The sequence below is a fragment of the Lysobacter sp. 1R34A genome, from assembly GCF_051217035.1.
Taxonomy (GTDB): Bacteria; Pseudomonadota; Gammaproteobacteria; order Xanthomonadales; family Xanthomonadaceae; genus Lysobacter.
In genome coordinates this window covers 47,656-73,364 of the sequence record NZ_JBPKJP010000007.1, presented here as the reverse complement: position 1 = coordinate 73,364, position 25,709 = coordinate 47,656, and the positions used below count along the sequence as shown (strand labels likewise).

The 25,709-nt window shown below is 68.4% G+C and carries 27 protein-coding genes; 19 read left to right on the top strand and 8 right to left on the bottom strand.

What is annotated here, in order from left to right; genetic code table 11:
* Positions 1-26: 26 nt before the first annotated feature.
* Positions 27-575 (bottom strand): MarR family winged helix-turn-helix transcriptional regulator, encoded by a 549-nt coding sequence (locus ACSAMQ_RS04330; RefSeq protein WP_435394461.1) that lies wholly within the window; start codon positions 573-575, stop codon positions 27-29.
* A gap of 98 nt (positions 576-673) precedes the next feature.
* Here ACSAMQ_RS04330 and hppD point away from each other — a divergent pair, with 98 nt between their 5' ends.
* From hppD to ACSAMQ_RS04295, 7 genes are all read left to right on the top strand, one after another.
* A complete protein-coding gene (hppD, locus tag ACSAMQ_RS04325) occupies positions 674-1,765 on the top strand; it encodes a 4-hydroxyphenylpyruvate dioxygenase (RefSeq protein ID WP_435394460.1) in 1,092 nt (363 codons plus the stop codon).
* A gap of 39 nt (positions 1,766-1,804) precedes the next feature.
* Complete coding sequence (locus tag ACSAMQ_RS04320) at positions 1,805-2,305, top strand: hypothetical protein (protein WP_435394459.1); 501 nt, start codon at positions 1,805-1,807, stop codon at positions 2,303-2,305.
* Positions 2,306-2,412: 107 nt separating this feature from the next.
* The gene (gene hmgA / locus ACSAMQ_RS04315; protein WP_435394470.1) at positions 2,413-3,738 is read left to right on the top strand and encodes a homogentisate 1,2-dioxygenase; all 1,326 of its coding nucleotides are present in this window, start codon (positions 2,413-2,415) and stop codon (positions 3,736-3,738) included.
* 154 nt (positions 3,739-3,892) lie between these two features.
* Positions 3,893-4,561, top strand: coding sequence for a lectin (locus ACSAMQ_RS04310; RefSeq protein WP_435394458.1), 669 nt, complete (start codon positions 3,893-3,895; stop codon positions 4,559-4,561).
* Between the two features lie 99 nt (positions 4,562-4,660).
* Entirely contained in the window at positions 4,661-5,674 is a 1,014-nt protein-coding gene (locus tag ACSAMQ_RS04305; protein ID WP_435394457.1) for a sodium:calcium antiporter, read from the top strand.
* 47 nt (positions 5,675-5,721) lie between these two features.
* Positions 5,722-6,951, top strand: coding sequence for a Na+/H+ antiporter NhaA (gene nhaA, locus ACSAMQ_RS04300; protein WP_435394456.1), 1,230 nt, complete (start codon positions 5,722-5,724; stop codon positions 6,949-6,951).
* Between the two features lie 4 nt (positions 6,952-6,955).
* Positions 6,956-7,822: an SDR family oxidoreductase gene (locus ACSAMQ_RS04295; RefSeq protein WP_435394455.1), complete on the top strand. Its 867-nt coding sequence runs from the start codon at positions 6,956-6,958 to the stop codon at positions 7,820-7,822.
* A gap of 496 nt (positions 7,823-8,318) precedes the next feature.
* Here the strand turns inward: ACSAMQ_RS04295 and ACSAMQ_RS04290 are convergent, their stop codons facing one another.
* Entirely contained in the window at positions 8,319-9,206 is an 888-nt protein-coding gene (locus tag ACSAMQ_RS04290; protein WP_435394454.1) for a DMT family transporter, read from the bottom strand.
* A 70-nt stretch (positions 9,207-9,276) separates the two neighbouring features.
* On the opposite strand from ACSAMQ_RS04290, the gene ACSAMQ_RS04285 reads away from it, so the two are divergent.
* Positions 9,277-9,714 carry a hypothetical protein gene (locus tag ACSAMQ_RS04285; protein ID WP_435394453.1) on the top strand — a complete coding sequence of 146 codons (438 nt, stop codon included), beginning with the start codon at positions 9,277-9,279 and terminating at the stop codon, positions 9,712-9,714.
* A gap of 159 nt (positions 9,715-9,873) precedes the next feature.
* Here the strand turns inward: ACSAMQ_RS04285 and ACSAMQ_RS04280 are convergent, their stop codons facing one another.
* The 3 genes from ACSAMQ_RS04280 to ACSAMQ_RS04270 form a co-directional block, all read right to left on the bottom strand.
* Positions 9,874-10,362, bottom strand: coding sequence for a DUF962 domain-containing protein (locus tag ACSAMQ_RS04280; protein WP_435394452.1), 489 nt, complete (start codon positions 10,360-10,362; stop codon positions 9,874-9,876).
* Positions 10,363-10,417: 55 nt separating this feature from the next.
* A complete protein-coding gene (locus ACSAMQ_RS04275) occupies positions 10,418-10,753 on the bottom strand; it encodes a DMT family transporter (RefSeq protein WP_435394451.1) in 336 nt (111 codons plus the stop codon).
* 209 nt (positions 10,754-10,962) lie between these two features.
* A complete protein-coding gene (locus ACSAMQ_RS04270) occupies positions 10,963-11,892 on the bottom strand; it encodes a phosphoribosylaminoimidazolesuccinocarboxamide synthase (RefSeq protein ID WP_435394450.1) in 930 nt (309 codons plus the stop codon).
* Positions 11,893-12,087: 195 nt separating this feature from the next.
* Here ACSAMQ_RS04270 and ACSAMQ_RS04265 point away from each other — a divergent pair, with 195 nt between their 5' ends.
* The 5 genes from ACSAMQ_RS04265 (at position 12,088) to trpE (ending at position 17,278) form a co-directional block, all read left to right on the top strand.
* Entirely contained in the window at positions 12,088-12,426 is a 339-nt protein-coding gene (locus ACSAMQ_RS04265) for a J domain-containing protein (protein ID WP_435394449.1), read from the top strand.
* Between the two features lie 113 nt (positions 12,427-12,539).
* Positions 12,540-13,214, top strand: a complete 675-nt coding sequence (gene rpe, locus ACSAMQ_RS04260) for a ribulose-phosphate 3-epimerase (protein ID WP_435394448.1) — start codon at positions 12,540-12,542, stop codon at positions 13,212-13,214.
* A complete protein-coding gene (rraA, locus tag ACSAMQ_RS04255) occupies positions 13,211-13,684 on the top strand; it encodes a ribonuclease E activity regulator RraA (protein ID WP_435394447.1) in 474 nt (157 codons plus the stop codon). Before rpe ends, rraA begins: the two co-directional genes overlap by 4 nt.
* 972 nt (positions 13,685-14,656) lie before the next feature.
* Positions 14,657-15,625 (top strand): lipid kinase YegS, encoded by a 969-nt coding sequence (yegS, locus tag ACSAMQ_RS04250; protein WP_435394446.1) that lies wholly within the window; start codon positions 14,657-14,659, stop codon positions 15,623-15,625.
* A gap of 147 nt (positions 15,626-15,772) precedes the next feature.
* Entirely contained in the window at positions 15,773-17,278 is a 1,506-nt protein-coding gene (gene trpE / locus ACSAMQ_RS04245; RefSeq protein ID WP_435394445.1) for an anthranilate synthase component I, read from the top strand.
* 163 nt (positions 17,279-17,441) lie between these two features.
* Here the strand turns inward: trpE and ACSAMQ_RS04240 are convergent, their stop codons facing one another.
* Entirely contained in the window at positions 17,442-19,007 is a 1,566-nt protein-coding gene (locus ACSAMQ_RS04240; RefSeq protein ID WP_435394444.1) for an endo-1,3-alpha-glucanase family glycosylhydrolase, read from the bottom strand.
* 641 nt (positions 19,008-19,648) lie between these two features.
* On the opposite strand from ACSAMQ_RS04240, the gene ACSAMQ_RS04235 reads away from it, so the two are divergent.
* Genes ACSAMQ_RS04235 through ACSAMQ_RS04215 form a run of 5 tightly spaced genes read left to right on the top strand, consistent with a single transcriptional unit; the run spans position 19,649 to position 23,211 of the window.
* Positions 19,649-20,230, top strand: a complete 582-nt coding sequence (locus tag ACSAMQ_RS04235) for an anthranilate synthase component II (protein WP_435394443.1) — start codon at positions 19,649-19,651, stop codon at positions 20,228-20,230.
* Between the two features lie 40 nt (positions 20,231-20,270).
* Positions 20,271-21,305 (top strand): anthranilate phosphoribosyltransferase, encoded by a 1,035-nt coding sequence (gene trpD, locus ACSAMQ_RS04230; protein WP_435394442.1) that lies wholly within the window; start codon positions 20,271-20,273, stop codon positions 21,303-21,305.
* A 36-nt stretch (positions 21,306-21,341) separates the two neighbouring features.
* On the top strand, positions 21,342-21,683 hold the full coding sequence (locus ACSAMQ_RS04225; protein ID WP_435394441.1) for an antibiotic biosynthesis monooxygenase family protein: 342 nt from the start codon (positions 21,342-21,344) through the stop codon (positions 21,681-21,683).
* On the top strand, positions 21,680-22,471 hold the full coding sequence (trpC, locus tag ACSAMQ_RS04220; RefSeq protein ID WP_435394440.1) for an indole-3-glycerol phosphate synthase TrpC: 792 nt from the start codon (positions 21,680-21,682) through the stop codon (positions 22,469-22,471). The genes ACSAMQ_RS04225 and trpC overlap by 4 nt, the downstream gene beginning before the upstream one ends.
* Positions 22,468-23,211: an HAD-IB family phosphatase gene (locus tag ACSAMQ_RS04215; RefSeq protein ID WP_435394439.1), complete on the top strand. Its 744-nt coding sequence runs from the start codon at positions 22,468-22,470 to the stop codon at positions 23,209-23,211. The genes trpC and ACSAMQ_RS04215 overlap by 4 nt, the downstream gene beginning before the upstream one ends.
* A 182-nt stretch (positions 23,212-23,393) precedes the next feature.
* Here ACSAMQ_RS04215 and ACSAMQ_RS04210 read toward each other — a convergent pair whose 3' ends face one another.
* A complete protein-coding gene (locus ACSAMQ_RS04210) occupies positions 23,394-23,858 on the bottom strand; it encodes a global regulator CLP-associated N-acetyltransferase (protein ID WP_435394438.1) in 465 nt (154 codons plus the stop codon).
* Positions 23,859-23,866: 8 nt separating this feature from the next.
* A complete protein-coding gene (gene crp / locus ACSAMQ_RS04205; protein ID WP_031371492.1) occupies positions 23,867-24,556 on the bottom strand; it encodes a cAMP-activated global transcriptional regulator CRP in 690 nt (229 codons plus the stop codon).
* Positions 24,557-24,771: 215 nt separating this feature from the next.
* On the opposite strand from crp, the gene speD reads away from it, so the two are divergent.
* Positions 24,772-25,566 carry an adenosylmethionine decarboxylase gene (gene speD, locus ACSAMQ_RS04200; protein ID WP_031371493.1) on the top strand — a complete coding sequence of 265 codons (795 nt, stop codon included), beginning with the start codon at positions 24,772-24,774 and terminating at the stop codon, positions 25,564-25,566.
* The last annotated feature ends 143 nt before the right edge of the window (positions 25,567-25,709 follow it).

Genomic DNA, 25,709 nt, shown 5'->3' with positions numbered 1-25,709 from the left:
CAACGGCGTCCTACGTGGACCGGACCCTATCGCGTCGTAGCCGCCATCTCCGCCTCGGCCTGCATCTCCAACTCGTCGAGACGGTCCAGCAACCGGAACAGGGCCTCGCGCTCGGGCGCCTCGATGCCGACCAGCAGGCGCTGCTCGAAGGCCAACGCCATCGGCGCGACCTCGTCGTAGATCTTGTAGCCGTCCAGCGACAGCTGCAGCACCGAGCGGCGACGGTCGTCGTCGTGGGTGTCGCGCTCCAGGCGGCCGGCCTCGATCAGGCGGGCGACGGCGCGGCTCACCGCGACCTTGTCCATCGCGGTGCGCTGGGCGACCTCGTTAGCCGACAGGCCGGGGTAGCGGCCCAGGACCGCCATGACCCGCCACTCGGTCACGCTGAGGGCGAAGCGCTCGGAATAGACCCGGGCGATCGCGCTGCTGACCCGGTTCGACAGGACCGAGAGGCGGTAGGGCAGGAAGTGTTCCAGGTCCAGTTCGGCATGGCGCGGCCCGCCGGGCTTGCCGGCCGGGGCGCCGGCGACGGGGGACTCGGGGGCGGCATCGGGGTCGGATTGAGGTCGATTCATGTTGCACTGTGCCTTGCTTATGGTTTCATGTGAAACTATAACGACCCTTTCGACAAGGCCGTCCGCAGCGGACCCGGCCGCCACCTGAGAACAATGCCATGAATGCGCAGCCCAACCTCGGCATGCAGGTCACCACGTTTGAGAATCCGCTCGGCATCGACGGGTTCGAGTTCGTCGAGTTCGCCGCCCCGAAGGGCCAGAGCGACCTGCTCCACGATTACTTCCGCAAGCTCGGCTTCAGCGCCGTGCTGCGCCACAAGTCGCGCCCGATCACCGTCTATCGCCAGGGCGGGGTGAACTTCCTCGTCAACGAGTCGCCCGACAGCTTCGCCGCGGCCTTCGCGCAAGCGCACGGCCCGTGCGCGGCGGGCTTCGCGATCCGCTTCAAGAAGCCGGCCGACGAGGTCTACCAAGCCGTGCTCGGCAACGGCGGCGAAGCGATCGGCGAGCGCGCCGACACCCGTGCGATCGACGCACCGGTGGTCAAGGGCATCGGCGACTGCATGCTGTACCTGGTCGACCGTTACGGCGACCGCGGCACGGCCTATGAAGACTACGAGCCGATCCCGGGCGCCGACCAGCACCCGACCGGTTTCGGCCTGACCTTCATCGACCATCTGACCCACAACCTCTACTTCGGCAACATGCAGAAGTGGTCGGACTATTACGAGCGCCTGTTCAACTTCCGCGAAATCCGCTACTTCGACATCAAGGGCGCCAAGACCGGCCTGGTGTCGAAGGCGATGACCGCGCCGGACGGCGTCGTGCGCATCCCGCTCAACGAGTCCAGCGACCCGAAGAGCCAGATCAACGAATACCTGGACGCCTACAAGGGCGAGGGCATCCAGCACATCGCCTGCTTCACCGACAACATCTACGAGACCGTCGAGGCGATGCGCGAGCAGGGCGTCGAGTTCCTCGATACCCCGGACACCTATTTCGAGGTGATCGACCAGCGCGTGCCCAACCACGGCGAGGACGTCGCCCGCCTGGCCAAGAACAAGATCCTGATCGACGCCGACCGCGAGACCCACCAGCGCAAGCTGCTGCAGATCTTCACCCAGAACGCGATCGGCCCGATCTTCTTCGAGATCATCCAGCGCAAGGGCAACGAAGGCTTCGGCGAGGGCAACTTCCAGGCCCTGTTCGAGAGCATCGAGCGCGACCAGATGAAGCGCGGCGTACTATAACGGTCGACCGAAACGGCCGGCCAAGGCGAAGGAATGCGCATGATCAGGGAACTCGTCGATCTGTTGACCTGCCGGGAACTCGAACCTGAGGAACTGCAATCGCTGGTCGCCGAGATCGACGGCGCGGCCGAGGATCCCGATCTGGCCTGGATCGAGGATCCCTCGCCGGAGGAACTGATCCAGAACGCGCTGGTGTTCAAGCTGATGGAGCACATCGCGGTCGGCGACAAGATCGACGAGGTGCACGAGCAGATCAGCGACTTCTTCGCCGAGCCGTTGCCGGAGTTCCCGCGTCGCGGCGACGGGCGCGGGTTCCTGCCGGACGAGTATTTCGCCTGGCTGGACCCGTTGCTGGCCGAGCGCGGTGTCGACGGCGGCGGCTACGAGTTGCTGCTGCTCGAAGATACTTTCAGCGACAACCTGCACGCGCTGCTGGTCTGGCGCAAGGACGCCGGGCGGGTCCTGGAGATCGCCGCCGAGCTGGCGTTGAGGATCGAACGCTCGACCCAGCGCTCACTGGGGTTGCGCCCGGTCATGTGACGCCGCGCCGCAGGATATTCGAACCGCGCCGCGAACGATCGCGGCGCCCCACCGCATAGCGAGTCCGTATGAGCACCGCAGCCAACGACATCGACAACGTGATTCCGATGCCCAGCACCGACGCCCAACGCCAGCGCCCGCGCGGCTACATGAGCGGCTTCGGCAACGAATTCGCCAGCGAGGCCGTGGCCGGCGCGCTGCCGCAGGGGCAGAACTCGCCGCAGCGCGCAGCGTTCGGGCTGTACGCCGAGCAGCTCAGCGGCACGGCGTTTACCGCCCCGCGCAAGGAGAACCGGCGCAGCTGGCTGTACCGGATCCGCCCGGCGGCGATGCACGGCACCTTCGCGCCCTATGGCCAGCCGCGCTTCCATAACGACTTCGGCAATGGTCCGGTCTCGCCGGACCAACTGCGCTGGGACCCCTTGCCGCTGCCGGAAGCCGCGATCGATTTCGTCGACGGCCTGTACACCATGGCCGGCAACGGTTCGCCGGCCGGCCAGCACGGTTGCGGCATCCACCTGTACGCCGCCAACCGTTCGATGGAGGGCCGCTATTTCTACAGCGCCGACGGCGAGTTGTTGATCGTGCCGCAACAGGGGCGCCTGTTGATCGCCACCGAACTCGGCGCGCTCGAAGTCGAGCCGCTCGAAGTGGCGGTGATCCCGCGCGGCGTGCGCTTCCGCGTCGAACTGGTCGACGGCCCTTCGCGCGGCTATGTCTGCGAGAACTTCGGCGCCCTGCTGCGCCTGCCCGACCTCGGCCCGATCGGCGCCAACGGCCTGGCCAACCCGCGCGATTTCCTGACCCCGCATGCCTCTTACGAGGACCTCGAAGGCGAGTTCGAGCTGGTCGCCAAGTTCCAAGGCCATCTGTGGCGCGCCGACATCGGCCATTCGCCCCTCGACGTGGTCGCCTGGCACGGCAACTACGCGCCGTACAAATACGACCTGCGCCACTTCAACACCATCGGTTCGATCAGCTTCGATCACCCCGATCCGTCGATCTTCACCGTGCTGACCTCGCCGAGCGACACCCCCGGCACGGCCAACATCGACTTCGTGATCTTTCCGCCGCGTTGGCTGGTGGCCCAACACACCTTCCGGCCGCCGTGGTTCCACCGCAACATCGCCAGCGAGTTCATGGGCCTGATCCATGGCGCCTACGACGCCAAGGCCGACGGCTTCGCGCCCGGCGGCTCGTCGCTGCACAACTGCATGACCGGCCACGGCCCGGATGCGCAGACCTTCGAGAAGGCCTCGGCCGCGGACCTCTCGCAGCCGCACGTGATCGTCGACACCATGGCCTTCATGTTCGAGACGCGCGCGGTGATCCGCCCGGCCGCGCAGGCCTTCGACGCCGCGCATCGCCAGCGCGACTACCAGGCCTGCTGGGCCGGCCTGCGCAAGCACTTCGACCCGAACAAGCGCGACTGATCGCGGGTCGCGCCGTCCGACCCTCGCGCGGCCCGGCCGCGCGAGGGCGCTCGCTTCGCTGCCGCGGCACGACCGCGTTTCGCGCCGCATTCACGCAAAACGGCTAGGCTGCAGCGGCCACCCGAACCGCGCCGCGCGCGCCGGAGTCCTGCCGATGAAGCGTCCGTCCGTTCCCGCCGTACTGCCGGCCTTGCTGCTGTGCCTGGCCCTGAGCGCCTGCCAACGCGAGGCGGCCGGCCCCAATGGCGCGACCGACGCCTCGACCGCCTCGACCGCCTCGACCCCACCGGCCAACGATCAACCCGCCGAAGACGTGCCGCCCGCGACCGCGCCCGCGCCTGCGGCTACCCCGCCCGCCACGCCGGCCGCGAGCGACACCCTGGCGCGCTTCGACGGCTACGGCGACCTGCGCTTCGGAATGAGCGCCGAGGAAGCCAGGAAGGCCTGGGGCGGCGAGCTCAAGGGCCAGGCCGCGGCCGACAGCGGTTGCTATCACCTGACGCCGATCTGGACCCGGAATCCGGCCGAGTTCGCTTTCATGATCGAGAACGGCAAGTTCGTCCGCGTCGACGTCGGCAACGACAAGGAAACCGCGCCCGGCGGCGGCAAGCGCGGCATGAGCGCGGACGAAATCCGCAAGCTCTACGCCGGCCGGATCGAAGAGCAGCCGCACAAGTACGTCGAAGGCGGCAAGAACCTGCGCATCGGCGATGCCGCCGGCGGCGCCGGCGCGCTGGTGTTCGAGACCGACGCCGCCGGCAAGGTCACCGCCTGGCGCATCGGCGTGCCGCCGCAGGTCGACTACGTCGAAGGCTGCTCCTGATACTCGAAACCGGCGAAGCGGCCGCCACGGGGCGGCCGAAGCGCCACCCGGCCCGGCCTGAGCATAGAATCGGCCATTGACCGTAAGGGGATGATCGTCATGTTCGAAGCCGTCGGCTTATTCGTACTCGGCCTGGTCCTGCTGGCCCTGGGCGGCGATTCGATCGTCAAGGGCGCCTCGGGGTTGGCCCAGCGCTTCGGCGCCTCGCCGTTCGCGGCCGGCCTGGTGCTGGTCGCGTTCGGCACCTCGTTGCCGGAACTCGCGGTCAACCTGCAGGCGGTGGTGCGAGGCCAGCAGGCGCTCGCGCTCGGCAATGCGGTCGGCAGCAACGTGGTCAACTTCGGCCTGACCCTCGGCCTGGCCGCGCTCGCCGCGCCGCTGCTGGTGCGCTGGCGCGCGCTGGCGCCGCTGCTGCTGATGCTGTTGCTCGGCACCCTGGCGGTGATCGGCCTGGGCCTGGACGGCGTGCTCAGCCGCGGCGAAGGCCTCGTCATGCTGCTGGCGTTCGTCGCGGTGGTCGCCTATGCGATCGCGCGTACCCGTCGCGAGGCGCCGGAACTGCAGGACGCCATCGCCGCTTTCGCCCAGACCCAGACCCACCTCGGCTTGAACCTGGTGCGGGTGCTGATCGCGGTGCTGCTGATGCACCTGGGCGCGTATCTGATCATCGGCGGCAACGGCCTGTGGAGCCTCGGCGCCTCGCCGGCGCTGGCGGCCGGCTTCGGTTCGCCGAACGCGGCCATCATCGGCGCCGCGATGGGCCTGTCGCCGCTGCTGACCGGCCTGCTGCCGGTGGCGATCGGCACCGCATTGCCCGAGGCCATGGCGGCGATCGCCGCGGCGCGGCGCGGGCAGGGCGACATCGTCGTCGGCCACGTGGTCGGCTCGAGCCTGTTCAACCTGCTGATTGTGGTCGGCGGCATGGCGGCCTGGCACAGCGTGCCGCTGCCGGCTTCGTTCGTTCGCTTCGAACTGCCGGCCGCGGCGGTGTTCGCGCTGATGCTGTACCCGATGCTGCGCGGCGACCTGCGGGTGAGCAAGCGCGAGGGCGCGATCCTGCTCGTCGGCCTGCTCGGCTGGATCGGCTTCGAAGTGCTGATGCTGCTGCGCTGAGCGCGGGCGACGGGGGGCTGGGCGGCCCGGGCCGATATACTGGCGCGATGAGCGAACTCACCCCCACGCCGCCGCTGTCGCGCCGCGCATTGCGCGCGCTCAGCGAGTTCTTCCGCCTCGAGGCCGCCGGCGGCATCGTCCTGATCGCCGCCGCGGTGCTGGCCCTGATCGCGGCCAACTCGCCGCTGCAGGCGGCCTACGAGGCCTTCCGCGAGATTCCGGTGCAGTTGCGCATCGGTGCGCTCGACATCGCCAAGCCGTTGCTGCTGTGGATCAACGACGGCCTGATGGCGATCTTCTTCCTGGTCGTCGCCCTGGAGATCAAGCGCGAGGCGCTGAGCGGACAGTTGGCCGAGCGCTCGCAACTGGTGCTGCCGATGATCTGCGCCGCCGCCGGCGTGGTCGTGCCGGCGCTGCTGTTCTTCGCGCTCAATCGCGGCGATGCGGCTTCGATGCGCGGCTGGGCGGTGCCGACCGCGACCGACATCGCCTTCGCCCTCGGCGTGCTGGCCCTGCTGGGCTCGCGCGTACCGGTGGCGATGAAGCTGCTGTTGTCGACGATCGCGGTGGTAGACGACCTGATGGCGATCCTGATCATCGCCTTCTTCTATTCACACGGCCTGTCGGTCACCGCGCTAATGTGGGCGGCGGTGGCGCTGGCCGGCATGTGGCTGCTCAACCGTCGCGGCGTGACCTCGCTCGGGCCCTATCTCGCGCTCGGCGTGGTGCTGTGGGTGTGCGTGCTGAAGTCCGGCGTGCATGCGACCTTGGCCGGCGTCGCCACCGGCCTGATGATCCCGCACGTCGACAAGCGCAATGCGATCGACGACGAGCACGAGCATTCGCCGCTGGAAACCCTGGAGCACGCGCTGCACACGTGGGTGGCCTACGCGATCCTGCCGCTGTTCGCCTTCGTCAACGCCGGCCTGTCGCTGGGCGGGGTGGAGCTCAAGGACGCGACCGCGGCGCTGCCGATGGGCATCGTGCTCGGCCTGGTGGTCGGCAAGCCGGTCGGCATCGTCGGCGCCGCGCTGCTGATGCGCGCCCTGGGCTGGGCACGGTTCCCGGCGGGGATGGACCTGCGGGCGATGATCGGCCTGGGCCTGATGTGCGGCATCGGTTTCACGATGAGTCTGTTCATCGCCTCGTTGGCCTATCAGGAACCGCTGTTGTACGAGGAGGCCGTGCTCGGCATCCTCGGCGCTTCGTTGCTGTCGGCGGTGGTCGGTTATTTCTGGTTGCGCGCGGTGCTGCCGGCGCGGAGTGAGCAGGGCTGAAGGCATGAAACACGCTTTGGTATTGGGCGCCAGCGGCCAGATCGGCGTGCCGCTGCTGCAACGGCTGTACCACGCCGGCTGGCGAGTCACCGCGATCTCGCGCCACGAACAACACGACCGCCCCGGCTTGCATTGGTTGCAGGGCGATCTGTCGTCGATGCCGACGTTGCCGCCGCGCGTCGATGCGATCTTCAGTTGCGGCCCCTTGCTGAAGTTTTCCCGCTGGTACGCGCAGTCGGGCATCGAGGCCTCGCGCGTGGTCGCGTTCGGATCGACCAGCGCCGAGACCAAGCGCGGCTCGGCCGATGCCGACGAGCGCCGCGTCGCCCAGGAACTGCGCGAAGGCGAAGCGGCGCTGTTCGCCGCCGCGGTGCCGCGCAAGGATGCGGTGACCGTGCTGCGCCCGACCCTGATCTACGGCGCCGGCCGCGACGCCACCCTGACCCGGATCGCCGAGCTCGCGCGCCGTCTGCGCTATTTCCCCTTGCCGCGCGGCGCCAATGGCCTGCGCCAGCCGGTGCACGTCGACGACCTCGCCGATGCCGCCTTCGCCGTGCTCGACGTGCCGGCGACCTTCGGCCAGATCTACGCCGTGCCCGGCGGCGAGGTGCTGAGCTATCGCGACATGGTCGCCCGCACCCTGGCCTGCCTGCGTCCGCCGGTGCGCCTGATAGAACTGCCGTCGCCCTTGTTCAACCTCGCCCTGCTCGCCGCCCAGGCCACCGGTCGCGCCTCGGGGCTCGGCGAAGCCGCGGTGCGGCGCATGCGCGGCGACATGACCTTCGACGCCGGCCCGGCGCAGCGCGATTTCGGCTACGCCCCGCGGCCGTTCCGGCCGAGTGCGGAGATGTTCGAGCCGCCGCGGGAGTGATCGCGCGGCGTCGCAGCCCGGCAGGAGCGGCGTGAGCCGCGACCAAGGGACGCGCAGAGGCAACGGTGCCGATGTCACCGATCGAAGCCGTTAGCTATCGCAGGGTAGGAGCGACGCAAGTCGCGACCACGGGACGCGCAGAAGCGCCAAGGCTGACGTCATTGATCGCAGCGGCGCATCCTCGCCGGGAGTAGGAGCGACGCAAGTCGCGACCGCGCAGCCTCGGCCAGCCGCGCCGCCATCTGCAGATTCGCGGTCGCGGCTTGCGCCGCTCCTACCCTGCGACAGCACGCCGTTTCGATGGATGACATAGGCATTGGTGTGTCAGCGCGTTCCTTGGTCGCGGCTTATGCCGCTCCTACAGGGGATGCGACGCAGCGCTCTGGCTTCAGATTGCCGTTGCCTTGCCTCTCCCGCTGGCTCTGCGCCGCTACGCACCAGCGAAGGCAACCGAAGTCCCGGAGGGCGGCCCGCAGGGGTGCAGGCCGTTTTCCAATCAAACATCCGTTGCCGACACCCCCGAGCGCGACTTCGCCAGCGAACGCAAGGCGATGATCAGTACGCCGCCCAGCACCATGGCACCGCCGATCCACAGGCGCGGGCCGGGGCGGTCGCCCCAGAAGGCGACGCCCAGGGCGATCGCGAACACCGGCACCAGCAGCAGCCACGGGGTGACCCGGGCGACGGGATGGCGTTGCACCAGCACGTAGTACAGGCCGTGGCCGAGCAGCGAGGAGACGAAGGCCGCATAGATCACGCCGAGCCAGGCGAGCCAGCTCACCGTGCCGAGCGCGGCGAGGCCGCCGGGTTCGAACGCGATGCTGAGGCCGATCAGCGGCGCTACCGCGATCAACGCGGTCCAGCCCTGCTGGCTGTAGACGTCGAGGCCGCGCAGGCCCTTCATCAGCACCGTGCCCAGGGCCAGGAACGCAGCCGAGACCAGCATCAGCCCCACCGCCATCGGTTTGTCGAGCACCAGCGGGTCGAAGCCGAGCACCAGCACCCCGGCGAAGCTCAGGCCGATCGCCACGCCGGTGCGCCAGGCGAAACGCTCGCCGAGCAGCCACCAGGCCAGCACCGCGGTCATCGGGACATAGCTCTGCAGCACGATCGCCGGCGAGGACAGGTCGCCGGCGGCCTTGAGCGCGCTGAAGCTCAGGCCGAAGTGCAGCACGCCGATGCACAGGCAGACCGCGATCAGTCGCGGCCACTGGCCCGGCGCCGGGCGCTTGACGAAGAACGCCAGCGGCAGGGCGAGCAGGGCGAAGCGCAGCCCGGTGAACAGCAGCGGCGGAATCTCGCGCAGCGCATAGGCCGAGGTCAGGAAGTTGAGCGCCCAGGACAGGACGACGAGCAGCAACAGGACGATGTCGCGAACGGGCATGGGGGAGGCCGATTGGGCTATCGTGACGGCCGCTCGAGCGGGTCGCGAATGGCATGACGGGAGAAGCATTGTGAAGTATGCGTTGCAGACCGCGGGACCGCTCGCCTGGGGCTTGCTGGCGATCGCCGCGCTGGTGTTCTGGCTGATGCCGAGCGCCTGGCTGTTGCGCGGCTGGGTCGCGCAGTTGGTCAAGGCGCGGCCGGCCTATGGCGCGGCGCTGTGGTCGGTGGTGTTCGCCCTGGTGGTGTGGGCGATGCTGGCGGTGACCGCGATGATCGTGCTGCATGGCCAGGTCGCCAGCAGCGGCTGGCCGTTCGCGACGGTCGCGTTCGCGCTGTCCTGCCTGGCCCTGGCGTTCAGCGTGCGCATCCACCTGCCGGGCCCCGACGGGGTGCGCCTGAGCTGGGCGCGGGCCTTGCCGGTGTCGGCGGCGACCTGCGCGGTGCTGTGGGTACAGGCGGCGCTGTGCGTGTATCTGGTGGGGCGAAATTACTTCCCGCCGGCCTGACCGCATCGAACGGGAAACCGCGACCGGCAAGCGCAGCCAATAGCCGAAATCAAGGCCCGTGGCGGTCTGTCCGAGGGCAGGCGGCGACGCCGCGAGGTCGGGGCGTCGCGGTCGCGACTTGCCTCGCGCCTGCCCTGGGAGCCGATGGCGGCTGTCCGCTCAGTACGACCAGCCGAGCTTGCGGTACAGCTTCGACAACACCCAGGCCGGGCCGATCAGCAGATAGGTCAGGTCGGTCAGGAAGCTCGGCTTCTTGCCTTCGATCTTGTGGCCGACGAACTGCGCGATCCAGGCCACCACGAACACCGCGATGGCGGTGTAGAGCAGCACGGTCAGGCCGAAGCCCTGCGCGATCCAGTGCGCGATCAGCGACAGCACCACGAACTGCACGAGCATGCCGAAGCCGAGCTTGCGCGAGGCGCGGTAGTAGAACAGCAACGCGGCGAACATCCCCAGCGCGGCCCAGGCGCCCGGGCGGAAGTAGGTGCCCGGGGCGGGAATGCACCACAGCAGGGCGATCACGCTCCACAGGATCGCCGGCACCGCGATCACATGGATGCTCTGGTTGACGGCGTTGCGGTGGTCGCCGGAATAACTGGCGAACCAGCGGTCGATGGGGCGTTGCGACGATTCGGCGACGGTGCTCATGCTCGACTCCCGTTGCGGCGGGGCGGACGCGCGGTCCGCGGATTGGTGCGGGCGGCTAGTGGGCCGCGGACTTCGAGAATAGCTGGATGACGGCCACCCCCGCCACGATCAGGCCGATGCCGGCGAGCGCGCCGGCGTCCAGGGTCTGTTTCATGAACAGCCAGCCGATCGCGGCGATCAGGACGATGCCGACGCCGGACCAGATCGCATAGGCGACGCCGACCGGCACCGTGCGCAGCACCAGCGACAGGAAATAGAACGCGGTGGCATAGCCGAGGCCGACGATCAGCGAGGGCACCAGCTTGGTGAAGCCGTCGGAGGCCTTGAGCGCGCTGGTCGCCACCACTTCGGCGGCGATCGCGACGCTCAGGTACAGGTAGCCGATATTCATGCGGTGCTCGCGGGGAGGGCGATCGGGCCAGGGTAACGCGCATGGCGGCAGGGCTGTATCCGCGGTCGGGCCTCGAGTGTGGCGCGGATCGCGCGATCGGTGAGGCGCCAGCCCCCAGATTGGCCGCGCTTGCGCACGTGACTGGCCGCGTAGCCCCCGGGTAGGCGCGGGGGCGTCCCGAACCGGCCCGCGTCGCGGGCCGGTGGAGGTCAGTCGATCGAGATGCCGGCGAGTTTGTGCAGCGCTTCGGCGTACTTGGCGCGGGTGCGCTCGATGACCTCGGCCGGCAGGTTGGGACCCGGCGGAGTCTTGTCCCAGCCCAGGGTTTCCAGATAGTCGCGCACGAACTGTTTGTCGTAGCTCGGCGGGCTGGTGCCGACCTGGTACTCGTCGGCCGGCCAGTAGCGCGAGGAGTCCGGCGTCAGCATCTCGTCCATGACGTAGAGACGGCCGTCGGCATCGGTGCCGAACTCGAACTTGGTGTCGGCCAGCAGGATGCCGCGCTGCGCGGCGTAGTCGGCGGCGTAGCGGTACAGGCGCAGGGTGGCGTCGCGCACCGCCTCGGCCAGTTCGGCGCCGACCGTGCGCACCGCGGTGTCGAAGTCGATGTTCTCGTCGTGGTCGCCGACCGCGGCCTTGGTCGAGGGGGTGAAGATCGGCTCGGGCAGTCGCTCGGCCTGGCGCAGGCCGCTCGGCAGGGCGATGCCGCTGACCCGGCCGGTGCGCTGATAGTCCTTCCAGCCGCTGCCGATCAGATAACCGCGGGCGATGCACTCGATCGGCACCGGCTTGAGCCGCTTGGTCACGACCGTGCGCCTGGCGTACAGCCGGGCGTCGACACCGGCCGGCAGCACCGCGGCGACATCGATCCCGGTCAGGTGATTGGGAATGATGTGGGCGGTCTTGCCGAACCAGAAGTTGCTGATCTGGCAGAGCATCTCGCCCTTGCCCGGGATGGGGTCGGGCAACACGACGTCGAAGGCGCTGAGGCGGTCGGTGGCGACCATCAACAGACAGTCGCCGCCCGGGGCGGCGCCCGCAGGCAGGCGATCGGCCGGAAGGTCGAAGACATCGCGGACCTTGCCCCGGTGGCGCAAGGGCAGGCCGGGCAGTTCGGATTGCAGCAGTGTGGTCGTCAACGTGGGGACCCCTGATGGCGGCGGCGTAAATGATTCCCCCCATCGCCTCGCGCCGCCGGAGCCGGACGGCTCGCGCGCGCAGGCGCGACGGGGCCGGGCAGTGTACGCCGGCTGGCGCCCGCGTGCAGGTAGACTGGGGTCCGGCGGCCCGCAGGGGCCTGGACGGGCCGCGACCGGCCGGGACGATGGGCGCGAATGAAGCGCTGGTACGGCAAATTGCTCGGTTTCTTCGCCGGCGCGGCGCTGCTGCGCGGCAACCCCTTCCTGGGCGCGATCATCGGCCTGCTGATCGGCCACGCCTTCGACACCGACTGGTTCAAGCTGCGCGGCGACAACCCTTATGCCGTACTGGGCGTGAGCAACGACGCCAGCGACAGCGAGGTCGATCAGGCCTACCGCCGGCTGATGTCGCAATACCACCCCGACCGGGTCGTTCACGCGGCCCCCGAGCTGCGCAGCCAGGCCGAGCAGCGCGCCCGCGAGATCAACCGCGCCTACGACCGGATCAAGACCCTGCGCCAGCGCAGGAAGTGAGCGGGCAGGAGTGGGGGGCAGGAGTGAGCAGGGCAAGAGGCGCCCGCTCGTGGCCCGCTCCTCGCTGCTCGCTTTTACGGGACAATAGCCGCCTGCCCTACCGAGCCGCGCCCATGCAATCCACCGTCATCGCCCCTTCGATCCTCTCGGCGAACTTCGCCAAGCTCGGCGAGGAGGTCGACAACGTCCTCAAGGCCGGCGCCGACTGGGTCCATTTCGACGTCATGGACAACCATTACGTGCCGAACCTGACCATCGGCCCGATGATCTGCGAGGCGCTGCGCAAGCATGGCGTGACCGCGCCGATCGACGTGCACCTGATGGTCGAGCCGGTCGACCGCATCGTCCCCGACTTCGCCAAGGCCGGCGCCAGCACCATCAGCTTCCACCCGGAAGCCAGCGGCCACGTGCATCGCACGATCCAGCTGATCAAATCGCACGGTTGCCAGGCCGGCCTGGTGCTGAACCCGGCGACCCCGATCGAAGTGCTCGACTGGGTGCTCGAAGACCTGGACCTGGTGCTGCTGATGTCGGTCAACCCGGGCTTCGGGGGGCAGAGCTTCATTCCCTCGGCGCTGGACAAACTGCGCCGCGTGCGCGAGCGCATCGACCACAGCGGCCGTTCGATCCGGCTGGAGATCGACGGCGGGGTCAAGCCCGACAACATCGCCGAGATCGCCGCCGCCGGCGCCGACACCTTCGTCGCCGGTTCGGCGGTGTTCAACGCGCCCGACTACGCCGAAGTGATCGGCCAGATGAAAGCGGCGGTCGCGGCGGTGCGCGGATGAACACTTGCGACCTGTGCGATCTGCACGAAGCACGGGTCCGCGTATTGGACCTGCCGTTACGCGACTACGGCGGGCGCCTGGCCTTCGACGGCACGGTCAGCACCATCAAGGCCTACGAAGACAATTCGCTGGTGCGCGAAGCGGTGGCCGAAGCCGGCAACGGCCGTGTGTTGGTGATCGACGGCGGCGGCTCGATGCGCCGAGCGATGCTCGGCGACCTGCTCGCGGCGAAAGCGGTCGAGAACGGTTGGGCCGGGGTGGTCGTCCATGGCGCGATCCGCGACAGCGGCGCGATCGGTGCCATGGAGCTCGGCGTCAAGGCGCTGGGCACCTGCCCGCGCAAGACCGACAAACTGGGGCAGGGCATGCGCGACGTCGCGATCGAGATCGGCGGCGTGGTCATCCGGCCGGGGGATTGGTTGTGTGCGGATGAAGACGGGGTGGTGGTGGCGGACGAAGTTTTGCGTTGATCGCGCTTTGTTCCTGTCTTGGATTCGATCTCTGCCGCGTTGGTGCGGCGTTCCCACCCCTGTAGGAGCGACGTAAGTCGCGACCACGGGACGCGCGGAAGCGACAACGCCGGTGCTCCTTATCGAAGCCGCATAGTTTCGCGAGGGTAGGAGCGGCGCAAGCCGCGACCGCGCTGCGACGGTCTCGCGGCGCATCGTTCAATGGTAGGAGCGACGTAAGTCGCGACCGCAGGGCGCGCAGAGGCCGCAATGCCGGCGTTATCTATTGAAGAGGCGCGCTTTCGCGAGGGTAGGAGCGACGCAAGTCGCGACCGCGTCGTCTCCGGTTGCGGCGCTTCTTGCCGCAGGGCGGTGAAGCAACAGCAAAGCTTCCGCCCCCTAAAGGGTGCGGGTAACTTTCTTTGTCCAAAGCAACAAAAGAAAGTCACCAAAAAAGTGCTTCTCCTTGCAAGGGCACAAGCCCCGCACGATCGATGCCGACGCAGGGATGCTCCAGACAGGCCATCCATGGCCTGCTTGCGCACGGCCCGCATCCCTGCGAGCCGCCCTACGGGTCAGCTTTTGACCGGCAAAGCGGCAAGGCAGATCAAAATCACGGCAACGGCAACGGCAACGGCAACGGCAACGGCAACGGCAACGGCAACGGCAACGGTGCATGCTTGTCGATTAGCCGCGGGCGCTCGCACTGCCCCGCCCAAAGCAAAGGACGCGGGCCTTGCGGCCCGCGTCCCGGAATAATTGGAGGCAATCCAGCCTCCGCCCGTCGTCCCTGATATGGCCTCTTATATTCCGGATCAACGATGACCGGTGTGTGACAAAAGTAGCGAATCCGGAAGCTCGGCCGTCCAGCCCGACACGGCCCCTCCGATCGCCCTGACCGAGCCAAGGCCGGTGCCCGACGCGACCGACGTTCACCGGGAATTTCCCCCACGCTGGTAGCCTCGCGAGCTTCCCGCTCGGACTCCCGTCTCCATGCCCAAGCCTCGCTGGCGCTTGATTCTCAACGGCAAGTCGGCCGGCGACGATGACCTGCGCGAGGCCGTGGTCGCGATACGCGAGCGCGGCATCGACCTGGACGTCCGCGTCACCTGGGAGGGCGGCGACGCCGAGCGCTACGTGGCCGAGGCCATCGCCGACGGCGTCGATACCCTCGTCGCGGCCGGCGGCGACGGCACCCTCAGCGAGATCGCGACCACCCTGGCGCATCGCGACGAGCCTGCCGACGCGTTGCCCTCGCTCGGGCTGGTGCCGCTCGGCACCGCCAACGACTTCGCCAGCGCCGCGCTGATCCCCACCGACCCGGCATTGGCGTTGGATCTGATCGCGCGGCGGCCGCCGCAGCCGATCGACCTGATCCGCCTCGAAGCGCCGGACGGCCTGCACTGGGCCGCCAACCTCGCCAGCGGCGGCTTCGGTACCCAAGTCACCATCGACACGGACGCCGGTCTCAAGAAGATGCTCGGCGGCCTGGCTTATCTGGTCACCGGCATCTCCAAGCTCGGCCGCATCGATCCGGTGCGCGCCCGTATTTATAGCGACGGCTTCGAGTGGGAGGGCGATTTCATCGCCCTGGGCATCGGCAACGGCAAGCAGGCCGGCGGCGGCCAGGTACTTTGTCCGGACGCGTTGATCGACGACGGCTTGCTCGACGTGACCGTGGTGCCGGACCTGTCCGGCGAAGTCGGCGCGACCGTGCGCACCCTGCTGACCGAAGGCAAGCATGCCGCGCTCGAGCGGGTCGCCACCCGGGTGCAGTTGCGCTCGGTCGAAATCGAATCGCCGCGGGCGCTGACCCTCAACCTGGACGGCGAACCGGTCTGTGCGCATCACTTCCGCATCGACTGCGTGGCCGGGCGCGTGCGCATGCACCTGCCACTCGGCTGCCCGCTGCTGTCGGCGACGCCGGCATTGCCGCCATCGTCCCCCGCCGACGCCGGCTGAGGCCGTCGCGCGGCGCCGGCGAAGCGGCTACAGTAGCGTCCATGAAAGCCTGGGCGAACCCGCATTTCCTTTGTGCCGACGTGGGTTGGCGATGGTGGCCGTCGGCCATCGTCGCTCCTGCCCACTCGTCCATGAAGGAACTGCCGCGTGATTTCGCACGAACTCTTCCAGCAACAGGCCGCTAACGGCTACACCCGTATTCCGGTCGTGCGCGAGGTCCTGTCCGACCTCGACACCCCCCTCTCGGTCTATCTCAAGCTCGCCGACGGCCCGCACACCTATCTGTTCGAGTCGGTCGAGGGCGGCGAACGCTTCGGCCGTTACTCGATCATCGGCCTGCCGGCGCAGCGCGTGTACGCGTTCGCCGGCCACAGCTTGTTCGTCAGCGAACACGGCGAACTGATCGACAGCCGCGTGGTCGACGACCCGCTGGCCGAAGTCGAGCGGCTGCGCACCGAGTACCGCGTGCCCAAGATCGACGGCCTGCCGGGGTTCACCGGCGGTCTGGTCGGCTGGTTCGGTTTCGAGTGCATCCAGTACATCGAGCAGCGCCTGGCCGGCCCGCAGTCCGGTGGCGTGCACAAGCCCGACGAACTCGGTACCCCCGACATCCTGCTGATGCAGAGCGAGGAGATCGCGGTATTCGACAACCTCAAGGGTCGTCTGTACCTGATCGTCCACGCCGACCCGCGCGAGCCGCAGGCGTTCGCCCGCGCCAACCGCCGCCTCGACCAGCTCGTGCACCGGCTGCGCATCGGCGGCGCGAGTTATCCGGAAACCCTCGACCCGGCCGGCTTGGACGAAGGGGATTTCGTCTCCGGTTTCACCCGCGAAGGCTTCATCGACGCGGTCGAGAAATCGAAGGAGCTGATCCGCGCCGGCGATATCTTCCAGGTGGTGCTGTCGCAGCGCCTGAGCGTGCCGTTCAAGGCGCGTCCGGTCGACGTCTACCGCGCGCTGCGCGCCCTGAATCCGTCGCCGTACATGTACTTCCTCGATGTCGGCGGCACCCAGGTGGTCGGCTCGTCGCCGGAAATCCTGGTGCGCCTGCAACACACCGACGACGGCGGTGCCGAAGTCACCGTGCGACCGATCGCCGGAACCCGCCCGCGCGGCAAGACGGTCGAGGAAGACAATGCGCTCGAAGCCGAATTGCTGGCCGACCCGAAGGAGCGCGCCGAGCATCTGATGCTGATCGACCTCGGCCGCAACGACGTCGGCCGCGTGTCCGAACCCGGCACGGTCGAAGTCGGTGAGCAGTTCGTGATCGAGCGCTACAGCCACGTCATGCACATCGTCAGCGAAGTCACCGGACGGTTGAAGGCGGGCATGAGCTATATGGACGTGCTGCGTGCGACCTTCCCGGCCGGCACGGTCAGCGGCGCGCCGAAGATCCGAGCGCTGGAAGTGATCCGCGAGCTGGAACCGATCAAGCGCAACGTCTATTCCGGCGCGGTCGGCTACATCGGCTGGCACGGCGACGCCGACACCGCCATCGCGATCCGCACCGCGGTGATCCAGGATGGCCGCCTGCACGTGCAGGCCGGCGCCGGCATCGTCTACGACTCCGATCCGCAGAAGGAATGGGAGGAGACGATGAACAAGGGCCGCGCCCTGTTCCGTGCGGTGGCCGAGGCGGCGCGGGGACTGTAACCGCTGCGCGGATGCGCTTCGGGCAGGAGCGGCGCGAGACGCGACCCGCGCCGGCCGGCGTAGCGGCGCGGTCGCCGCTTGCGCAGCTCCTGCAAAGAGCTGCGCTGCCGCTTCGTCGTTATCGAATCGCGCCACCCGATACGCGAATCCGCCTGAGACAGGCTTACAACGGCCGTGCGCACTCGATGCTGCCGCCTGCGTAGTAGGTCATGTCCTGGTAGTCGACCGAAGCGCGCACCGGCGTTGCGCTGGTCAGCGATTCGACTACCTGGTTGCCGCGGCTCAACTCGAACTGCGGCGTGGTGCCGCCGATCAGCGGGACCTTGAACGAGGTCATGCCGGCCGCGGCCTGCACGCTACGCAGGTCGCTGCCCTGGCGGATGCTGAGCAGGCCGGGTTCGGTCAGGAAGGCGAGCAGTTCGACCTGGTTTTCGGCGGCCGGCCCGGACGGGATCGTGAACGCACCGGCGGTCTGCTTCGTGGCGTCGTAGGGCGCATCGGTGCGGTGTTTGCGATGGAAGTAATACAAGGCGTCGCGCGCGATCGGCGGCGCCTGGCCGGTCTTGAACCAGGCCGTGTAGTAGGCGAGCAGGTCGGCCACCGCATAGCCGCGGGCGCGCGACGGCGCGACCTGGGTTTCGCCGTAGTCGTTCCAGGTCAGGATGTTCAGCATCTGCGCATCGCTCTCGATGGCCTTCTCGAACAAGGCGCGCAAGGTCGTGCTGTTCGACGACTCCCAATGGCGCAGCTCGACCTTCTCGGCGCTCTTGCGCACGCGCATGTCCTGGAACGCGACCCGCGCCATCCAGTCCAGGCCGTATCGGCGCGCATCTACCGCCTCGCTGAGGTTGGAAGCGGCCTGGCTGGCGGTCTTGCCTTCGAAGATCGAATAACCGGCCATGGTTGCGCGCCACTCGGCTATGTTCGGAATTGAGTTCATCGCCGTGCGAGAAAGGAACATCGGGTACCACGCCGGTTCGACGCCTTGGGCGCGCAGCAGGTCGAGCATCTGCTGCCACCACAGGATCGGCTTGCCGCCGTCCCTGATCGGCCGTTCGGGCGCGAAAGTCGCCAGCGGCACGCGGCCGTCGGGCAGGCGGAACACCGAGGAGTGGTCGATAACGGCGAGCAGGGTCTGCGCGAGTTCGTCGGGCGTGTCCAGCGCGCCCTTCGGAAACCCGGGCGCGAGCAGGATGCGGAACTCCGGGTCGACCGCCTTGGCCGCCGCCAGCATGTCGCGCACCCGGTTGAAGCGGTCGTCGACATGGATCTGCCGGTAGGACATTTCCAGGATGAAACCGTCCAGCCCCATGGCGATGGCCTGGCGGATCTCGACTTCGAAGTTGAGCTGTTTCCAGTTCGGCTCCGGGCGTTTCGGCATCGGCAGCGGGCGGTCGCGCAGCAGGCCGCCGGTGCTGAGGTATTCCAGGTTGCCGCTGCTCGCGCCGGTCGGGCTGAGCCAGCGCTCGTACCAGTTCTTGCTGTCGGCCTCGTTATGGGTCGAGAGCTGGAACGGCGGGAAATACCAGGCGAACACTTTCTTGCCCGAGGCGCGCAGGGCTAGCGGGCCCGGCGGCACGAACGGATAGCACTGCGCCGAGGCGGCGGCGTCGCCTGCCCGCAGCGACGAGTGGAGCCGGTCCGGGCCGCGCGCGATCGCGCTCGGGGCGAGGACCAGGGCGGCCAGGAGAATCGCGCAGCGGTGTAGCCAGGGACGTGGAGCGTGCATGACGTCCATCCTTCAGTAGGGATCGGTGCGGGTGCGAGGCGGGTGCCGGAGCGATGCCCCGGAGCGGGGCCGGCGAGTTAACGCTATCGGGCGGCCGCGGCGGAGACTGCTTCGTTTCTTGCTATTGCCAACTGGCACACATATCGGGGCCCTGGCGGGGCGCCGCGGCGGCCTCGCACAGACCGGCGCCGAGCGGTTACAGTAGCCGCATGATCGTTCGCGCAATTCCGCAGAACTCCCCGAAAGCCGGCCAGGCTTGGCGATGGTGGCGTGCCGCCGTCGTCCGTTCCCTGCCGCCCTTCGAGGACTCCCTGCGTGACCCCGCCTGCGATTCGATGCTTTCAGACGGCTAAGCGCCGTCGAGGTTTTCCGGCCGCTCAGCGCGGCCAGTGCTTTCCGGCCGCCAAGCGCAGCCGGGCCCTGCACGGCGCAGCAGCGCTATTTCAGTCCCGACCCCTGTCTGCGGCCTCATCGAGGCGGGATAATCCTGGGCTGGCGTTCGCCGGCGCGGCTCTGCCGTACCGCTGCGGACGGCCCCGGGCGAGGGCGCCGCATCTCCCGCAACACCTTGCCGGCACGATGACGGGCCCCTGGCCCGCGGTCGCGCGGCTATCCGGTATCACCCGCATTCGAGGCGCGTCATGTCCGTTCTGATGATCGACAACTACGACAGCTTCACCTACAACCTCGTGCAGTACCTGCAGGCGCTCGGGGCCGACGTGAAGGTGATCCGCAACGACGACTTGAGCGTGTCGGAGATCGACCGGCTGGCGCCGGAACGCATCATGATCTCGCCCGGACCGGGCACGCCGAACGATGCCGGCGTGTCGCTGGACGTGATCCGCGAACTCGGTCCGCGGGTACCGATCCTCGGCGTCTGTCTCGGCCACCAGAGCCTCGGCCAGGCCTATGGCGGCGAGGTGATCCGCGCCCAGACCATCATGCACGGCAAGACCTCGCGCATCCGCCACGAAGGCCGCGGTGTGTTCGCCGGCCTGCCGGACAGTTATCAGGCCACGCGCTATCACTCGCTGGTGGTGTCGCGCGACAGCCTGCCCGAGGCGCTGGAGATCACCGCCTGGACCGAGAACGAGGACGGCAGCTTCGAAGAAGTCATGGGCCTGCGCCATCGCGAGTATCCGGTCGAAGGGGTGCAGTTCCATCCCGAGTCGATCCTGACCGAGCACGGCCACGCGCTGCTGAAGAATTTCCTGACCCGATAACCGCTGCGGCGCGCCCGCGCCCGCCAGGACCCGAATCACCATGCCACTGACCGCCCAAGAAGCCCTGCAACGCACGATCGAGCACCGCGAGATCTTCCACGACGAGATGGTCGATCTGATGCGCATGATCATGCGCGGCGAAATCTCGCCGACCATGACCGCGGCGATCCTCACCGGCCTGCGGGTCAAGAAGGAAACCGTCGGCGAGATCGCCGGCGCGGCGACGGTGCTGCGCGAGTTCGCCCGGCCGGTGCAGGTCGGCGACCGCACCCACCTGGTCGACATCGTCGGCACCGGCGGCGACGGCGCCCACACCTTCAACATTTCCACCGCGAGCATGTTCGTCGTCGCCGCGGCCGGGGCCAAGGTGGCCAAGCACGGCAATCGCAGCGTGTCCTCGAAGTCGGGCAGCGCCGACGTGCTCGAAGCGCTGGGCGCGGCGATCGAGCTGCAGCCCGAACAGGTGAGCCAGTGCATCGACCGCGCCGGTATCGGCTTCATGTTCGCGCCGGTGCATCACCCGGCGATGAAGGTGGTCGCGCCGGTGCGGCGCGAGATGGGCGTGCGCACCCTGTTCAACATCCTCGGCCCGCTGACCAACCCGGCCGACGCGCCGAGCATCCTGATGGGCGTGTTCCATCCCGACCTGGTCGGCATCCAGGTGCGCGTGCTGCAGGAGATGGGCGCGCAGCGCGCGCTGGTGGTGTGGGGCCGCGACGGCATGGACGAGCTCTCGCTCGGCGCCGGCAGCCTGATCGGCGAACTGCGCGACGGCGTGGTGCGCGAATACGAAGTGCACCCGGAGGACTTCGGCATCGCGATGGCGGCCAGCCGCAACCTGCGCGTGGCCGATGCGAGCGAGTCGAAGGCCATGCTGCTGCAGGCGCTGGAAAACCGCGACGGCCTGCCGCGCGAGATCGTGGCGTTGAACTCCGGCGCCGCACTGTACGCCGCCGGCGTGGCCGAGAGCATTGCGGACGGCATCGAGCGCGCGCGCGACGCGCTGGCCTCGGGGGCTGCGCGGGCGAAGCTCGACGAGTTCGTCGCGCTGACCCGGGAATTGGCCGGGGCCTGACCGCCTTCGCCCACAGACCACGACTCAGGAGCCAGCATGTCCGCCCGCTTCGCCGAATTGCCCAAACCGCCGTATTACGCGGTCATCTTCAGCTCCCAGCGCAGCGAGGGGGACGATGCCGGCTACGGCGAGGCCGCCGAGCGCATGGTCGAGCTGGCCGCGCAGCAACCGGGCTTCCTCGGGGTCGAGTCGACCCGCGGCGACGACGGCTTCGGCATCACCGTAAGCTATTGGTCCGACGAGGCGGCGATCGCCGCCTGGAAACGGCAGGCCGAACACGCCGCCACCCGCGCCCACGGGCGCGAACATTGGTATCGACATTTCGAGTTGCGCGTGGCCAGGGTCGAGCGCGCGTACGGGAGCAAGGGCAAGGCATGAGCGACATCCTGAACACCATCCTCGCGCGCAAGCACGAGGAGATCGAACAGCGCAGCCGGGTGCGCTCGCTCGCCGATCTGCGCGCGCGCGCGGCCTCGCAGGCGCCGGCCCGCGGGTTCGTCGACGCGATCAAGCGCAAGCACGCCGCCGGCGAAGCCGCGGTGATCGCCGAGGTCAAGAAGGCCAGCCCGTCCAAGGGCCTGATTCGCGCCGACTTTAAGCCGGCCGAGATCGCGCGCAGCTACGAGGCCGGCGGCGCGGCCTGCCTGTCGGTGCTGACCGACGTCGATTTCTTCCAGGGCAGCAACGCCTACCTCGGCGAAGCCCGCAGCGCCTGCACGCTGCCGGTGTTGCGCAAGGACTTCACCGTCGACCCCTACCAGGTCTACGAGGCGCGCATGATCGGCGCCGACGCGATCCTGCTGATCGTCGCCGCGCTCGAGGACGGGCCGATGATCGAGATGGCCGGCCTGGCGATGGAGCTGGGCATGGACGTGTTGGTCGAAGTCCACGACATCGACGAGCTCGAACGCGCGCTGCAGACCGATTGCGAGCTGATCGGGGTCAACAACCGCAACCTGCGCACCTTCGAGGTCTCGCTGGACACCACCCTCGCCCTGCAAGCGGCGGTGCCCAGGGACCGTACGCTGGTGACCGAGAGCGGTATCGCCACGGGGGGCGATGTCGCCCGCATGCGCGGGGCCGGTATCGAAACCTTCCTGGTCGGCGAAAGCTTCATGCGCGAACGCGATCCGGGCGCGGCGCTGCGGCGGTTGTTCGCGGCGTGAGCGCGGTCCGTCCCGCGCGGTTTCCGGCGGTGCGCGCCGACGCGCCGCTGATCGTGTTCGACTTCGATCACACCCTGTACGACGGCGACTCCGGCAGCCACCTGTTCGCCTGGCTGATCAAGCGCTCGTGGTGGCGGGTGCTGCTGGCGACCCTGATCGCGCCGGTCGCCGGGCCGATGGTGGCCTGGCTGAAGACCCGCCGCCTCGGCATCTCGGCCTTCGTCTGGGTCGGCACCGTCGGCATGCACCGCGCCGGTTTGCTCGACGTCATGATCGACCGCTACGTCGCCCAGCACACCGAGCAGATCCGCGCACGGTTGCTGGCGATCGCGCTGGAGGTGCTGCATCGCCACCGCGAGCAAGGCGACCAGGTGGTCATCGCGACCGGCGCGCCGCCGGAACTGGCCCGCGCCATCCTGGCCTTCGTCGCCCACGAGGACGTGCCGGTGGTCGGCACCCTGGTCGGCCCGCGCCTCGGGGCGCTCGGCGCCCGCCGCCACTGCCATTCCGAAATGAAGATGACGATGCTGCGCGAGTCCGGCTTCACCGGGCCGGTCGAGATCGCCTATTCGGACAGCAGCGCCGACCTGCCCCTGCTCAAGGCCGCGCGCAGGCCGGTGGTGGTCAACCCCAAGGCCGCGCGGGTGGAGATGTTCCGGCGCGTGCTGCCGGCCGGCACCCCGATCCTGAACTGGGGTTGCCCGGGGCGGGGCGGCGATCCGGTGTCGCCGGCGGCTTAGATGGTCTCGCCGGTGCAGGCGGGAGCGCGGTCGCGGCTTGCGCCGATTCTGCCCAGCCGCAACGCCGCAACGGGTAAGAGCGGCGCGAGCCGCGGCGGCCGTGGCGCCCCGGCGCGCCGCATGGATGTTCAGCGTGAGATCGGACTACGGCTACGGGCTACGGCGATGCCGCAGCCCGGGCCTCAGTCGCCCAGCATCTTCACGAACTTGACCGACGAGCCGTTGGAATAACCGCAGGCGCGGTAGAAGTCGTGGGCGTCGGTGCGGCGGATATTGCTGGCGACCTCGACCCGGCCGACCCCGTCGCGGCGGGCGCGGCGCTCGACCTCGCGAACCAGCAGGCGGCCGATGCCCTGTCGATGGCAGGACTGGGCCACCACCAGGGCGGTGATGCGGGTCAGCAGGTTGCCGCGGGTCAGCGAATAGCGGGTATGGCTGGCGATCAGGCCACAGGCGTGGCCATCGAGTTCGGCCAGCAGCAGGTCGTGGCGCGGGTCTTCGCGCAGCACGGCGATGCGCTCGAGGGCCTCATCGCGGGTGCAGGGGTAGCCGAGCTGGCTGAGCAGCTCGGCGACATCGCTGGCGTCGCCCAGCTCCGCGAGCCGCACCGTGGGTGCGGTCTCGGAGGAGGGCGCGATGCGTCCCACCGGGGGCCTTAGCGGGTCCCGTAGAGAACGACGGTCTTGCCCCGGGCGTGCAGCTTGCCGTCGGCCTGCAGCTTCTTCAGCACGCGACCGGCCATTTCACGCGAGCAGCCGACCAGGCGCGAGAGCTCCTGGCGCGACACCCGCAGCTGAGTGCCCTGCGGATGGCTCATGGCCTCGGGTTCCTTGGCGAGGTCGTGCAGGGCACGGACGATGCGGTCGGTGACGTCGAGGAAGGCCAGGCGACCGGCCTTGCGGCTGGTGTCGAGCAGGCGCCGGGAAATCTGCGCGCCGATCGCATACAGCAGCTTGGGCGCGTCCAGCGAGAGCCGGGTCAGCAGCAGGTCGTAGAGGCGCTCGTGCCCGATTTCGGCCAGTTCGCAGGTGCTGCGCGTTCGCAGGATCACCTCGCGATGGTCGCTCTCGATGAACAGGCCAAGCTCGCCGACGAACTCGCCGGGGCCGAAATAGCCCAGGACCAGTTCACGTCCGTCCTCTTCCTCGGTGATGATGCTCACCGAGCCCGAGACGACGTAATACAGCGTGCTGGCCGGATCCCCGGGGCGAAACACGTCCGTACGGGACGGGTAACGGCGACGGTGGCAATGGGCCAGGAAGCGTTCGATCGTTGCGCCGTCCGGCAGCAACGGGCTATTGGTTCTGCGCAATGCAGTCAAGGGGGCTACCGGGTTGGCGGACATTGGGAATGGGCTTTGGCTGTCGGCCGAGCTTAGGGCGATACGGCCGCGTGAGCAAATCCTGCCGTTGAAAATCCCGGTCCGATAGAGAGCGATGATGGAAGCGCAGAGACGGTCACGCTTTTGTAATCGACGCAGTCCAAAACCTAGCTGCGTTTCCCCCCGGGGCCAATTGCCTCATAATCGCGGCCCTCGCCGTCCGTCCGGATATTCCTACAGTGGTCAAGCCGTTGCCGCGCCTGAGGTTGCAGGGTTTCAACAACCTCACCAAGGCCCTCTCGTTCAATATCTACGATGTTTGCTTTGCCGCCTCGGAGGACGAGCGCGGTCGCTATATCGAATACATCGACGAGGCGTACAACGCCGACCGCCTCACCCAGATCCTCACGGATGTGGCGGAGATCATCGGCGCCAACATCCTCAATATCGCCCGCCAGGACTACGACCCCCAGGGCGCGTCGGTGACGATCCTGATCTCCGAGGAACCGGTGATCGACAAGAAGGCGGCCGGCAAGGAGATCATCTCCGACGCCGTGGTCGCCCACATGGACAAGTCCCACATCACCGTCCACACCTATCCGGAGACCCACCCGGACAGCGGCATCGCGACCTTCCGGGCCGATATCGACGTGGCGACTTGCGGGGTGATTTCGCCGCTTAAGGCCTTGAATTACCTGATCGAGAGCTTCCAGTCCGACATCGTGGTCATGGACTACCGGGTGCGCGGCTTCACCCGCGACATCAAGGGCAAGAAGCACTACATCGATCACAAGATCAATTCGATCCAGGACTACCTGGCCAAGAACATCAAGTCGCGCTACGAGATGATCGACGTCAACGTCTATCAGGAAAACATCTTCCACACGAAGATGCACCTGAAGGAATTCGACCTCGACACCTACCTGTTCGAGGAGAAGGCCAAGAACCTCTCGTTCAAGGAGCGCATGAAGATCGAAGCGCGCCTGCGCCGCGAGATCGAAGAGCTCTACCACGGCCGCAACCTGGTCGACTGAGCGCTGCGGGATGCACGCCAAAGGCCGGCGAAAGCCGGCCTTTTTGTTTCGGGATGAGGTCGGAGGCCTCCCCGCCGCCCGGCTTGCCTCCCTCTCCCGCCTGCGGGAGGGGCGGGGTGAGGCTCGAGGGGCCGGGACCCCGG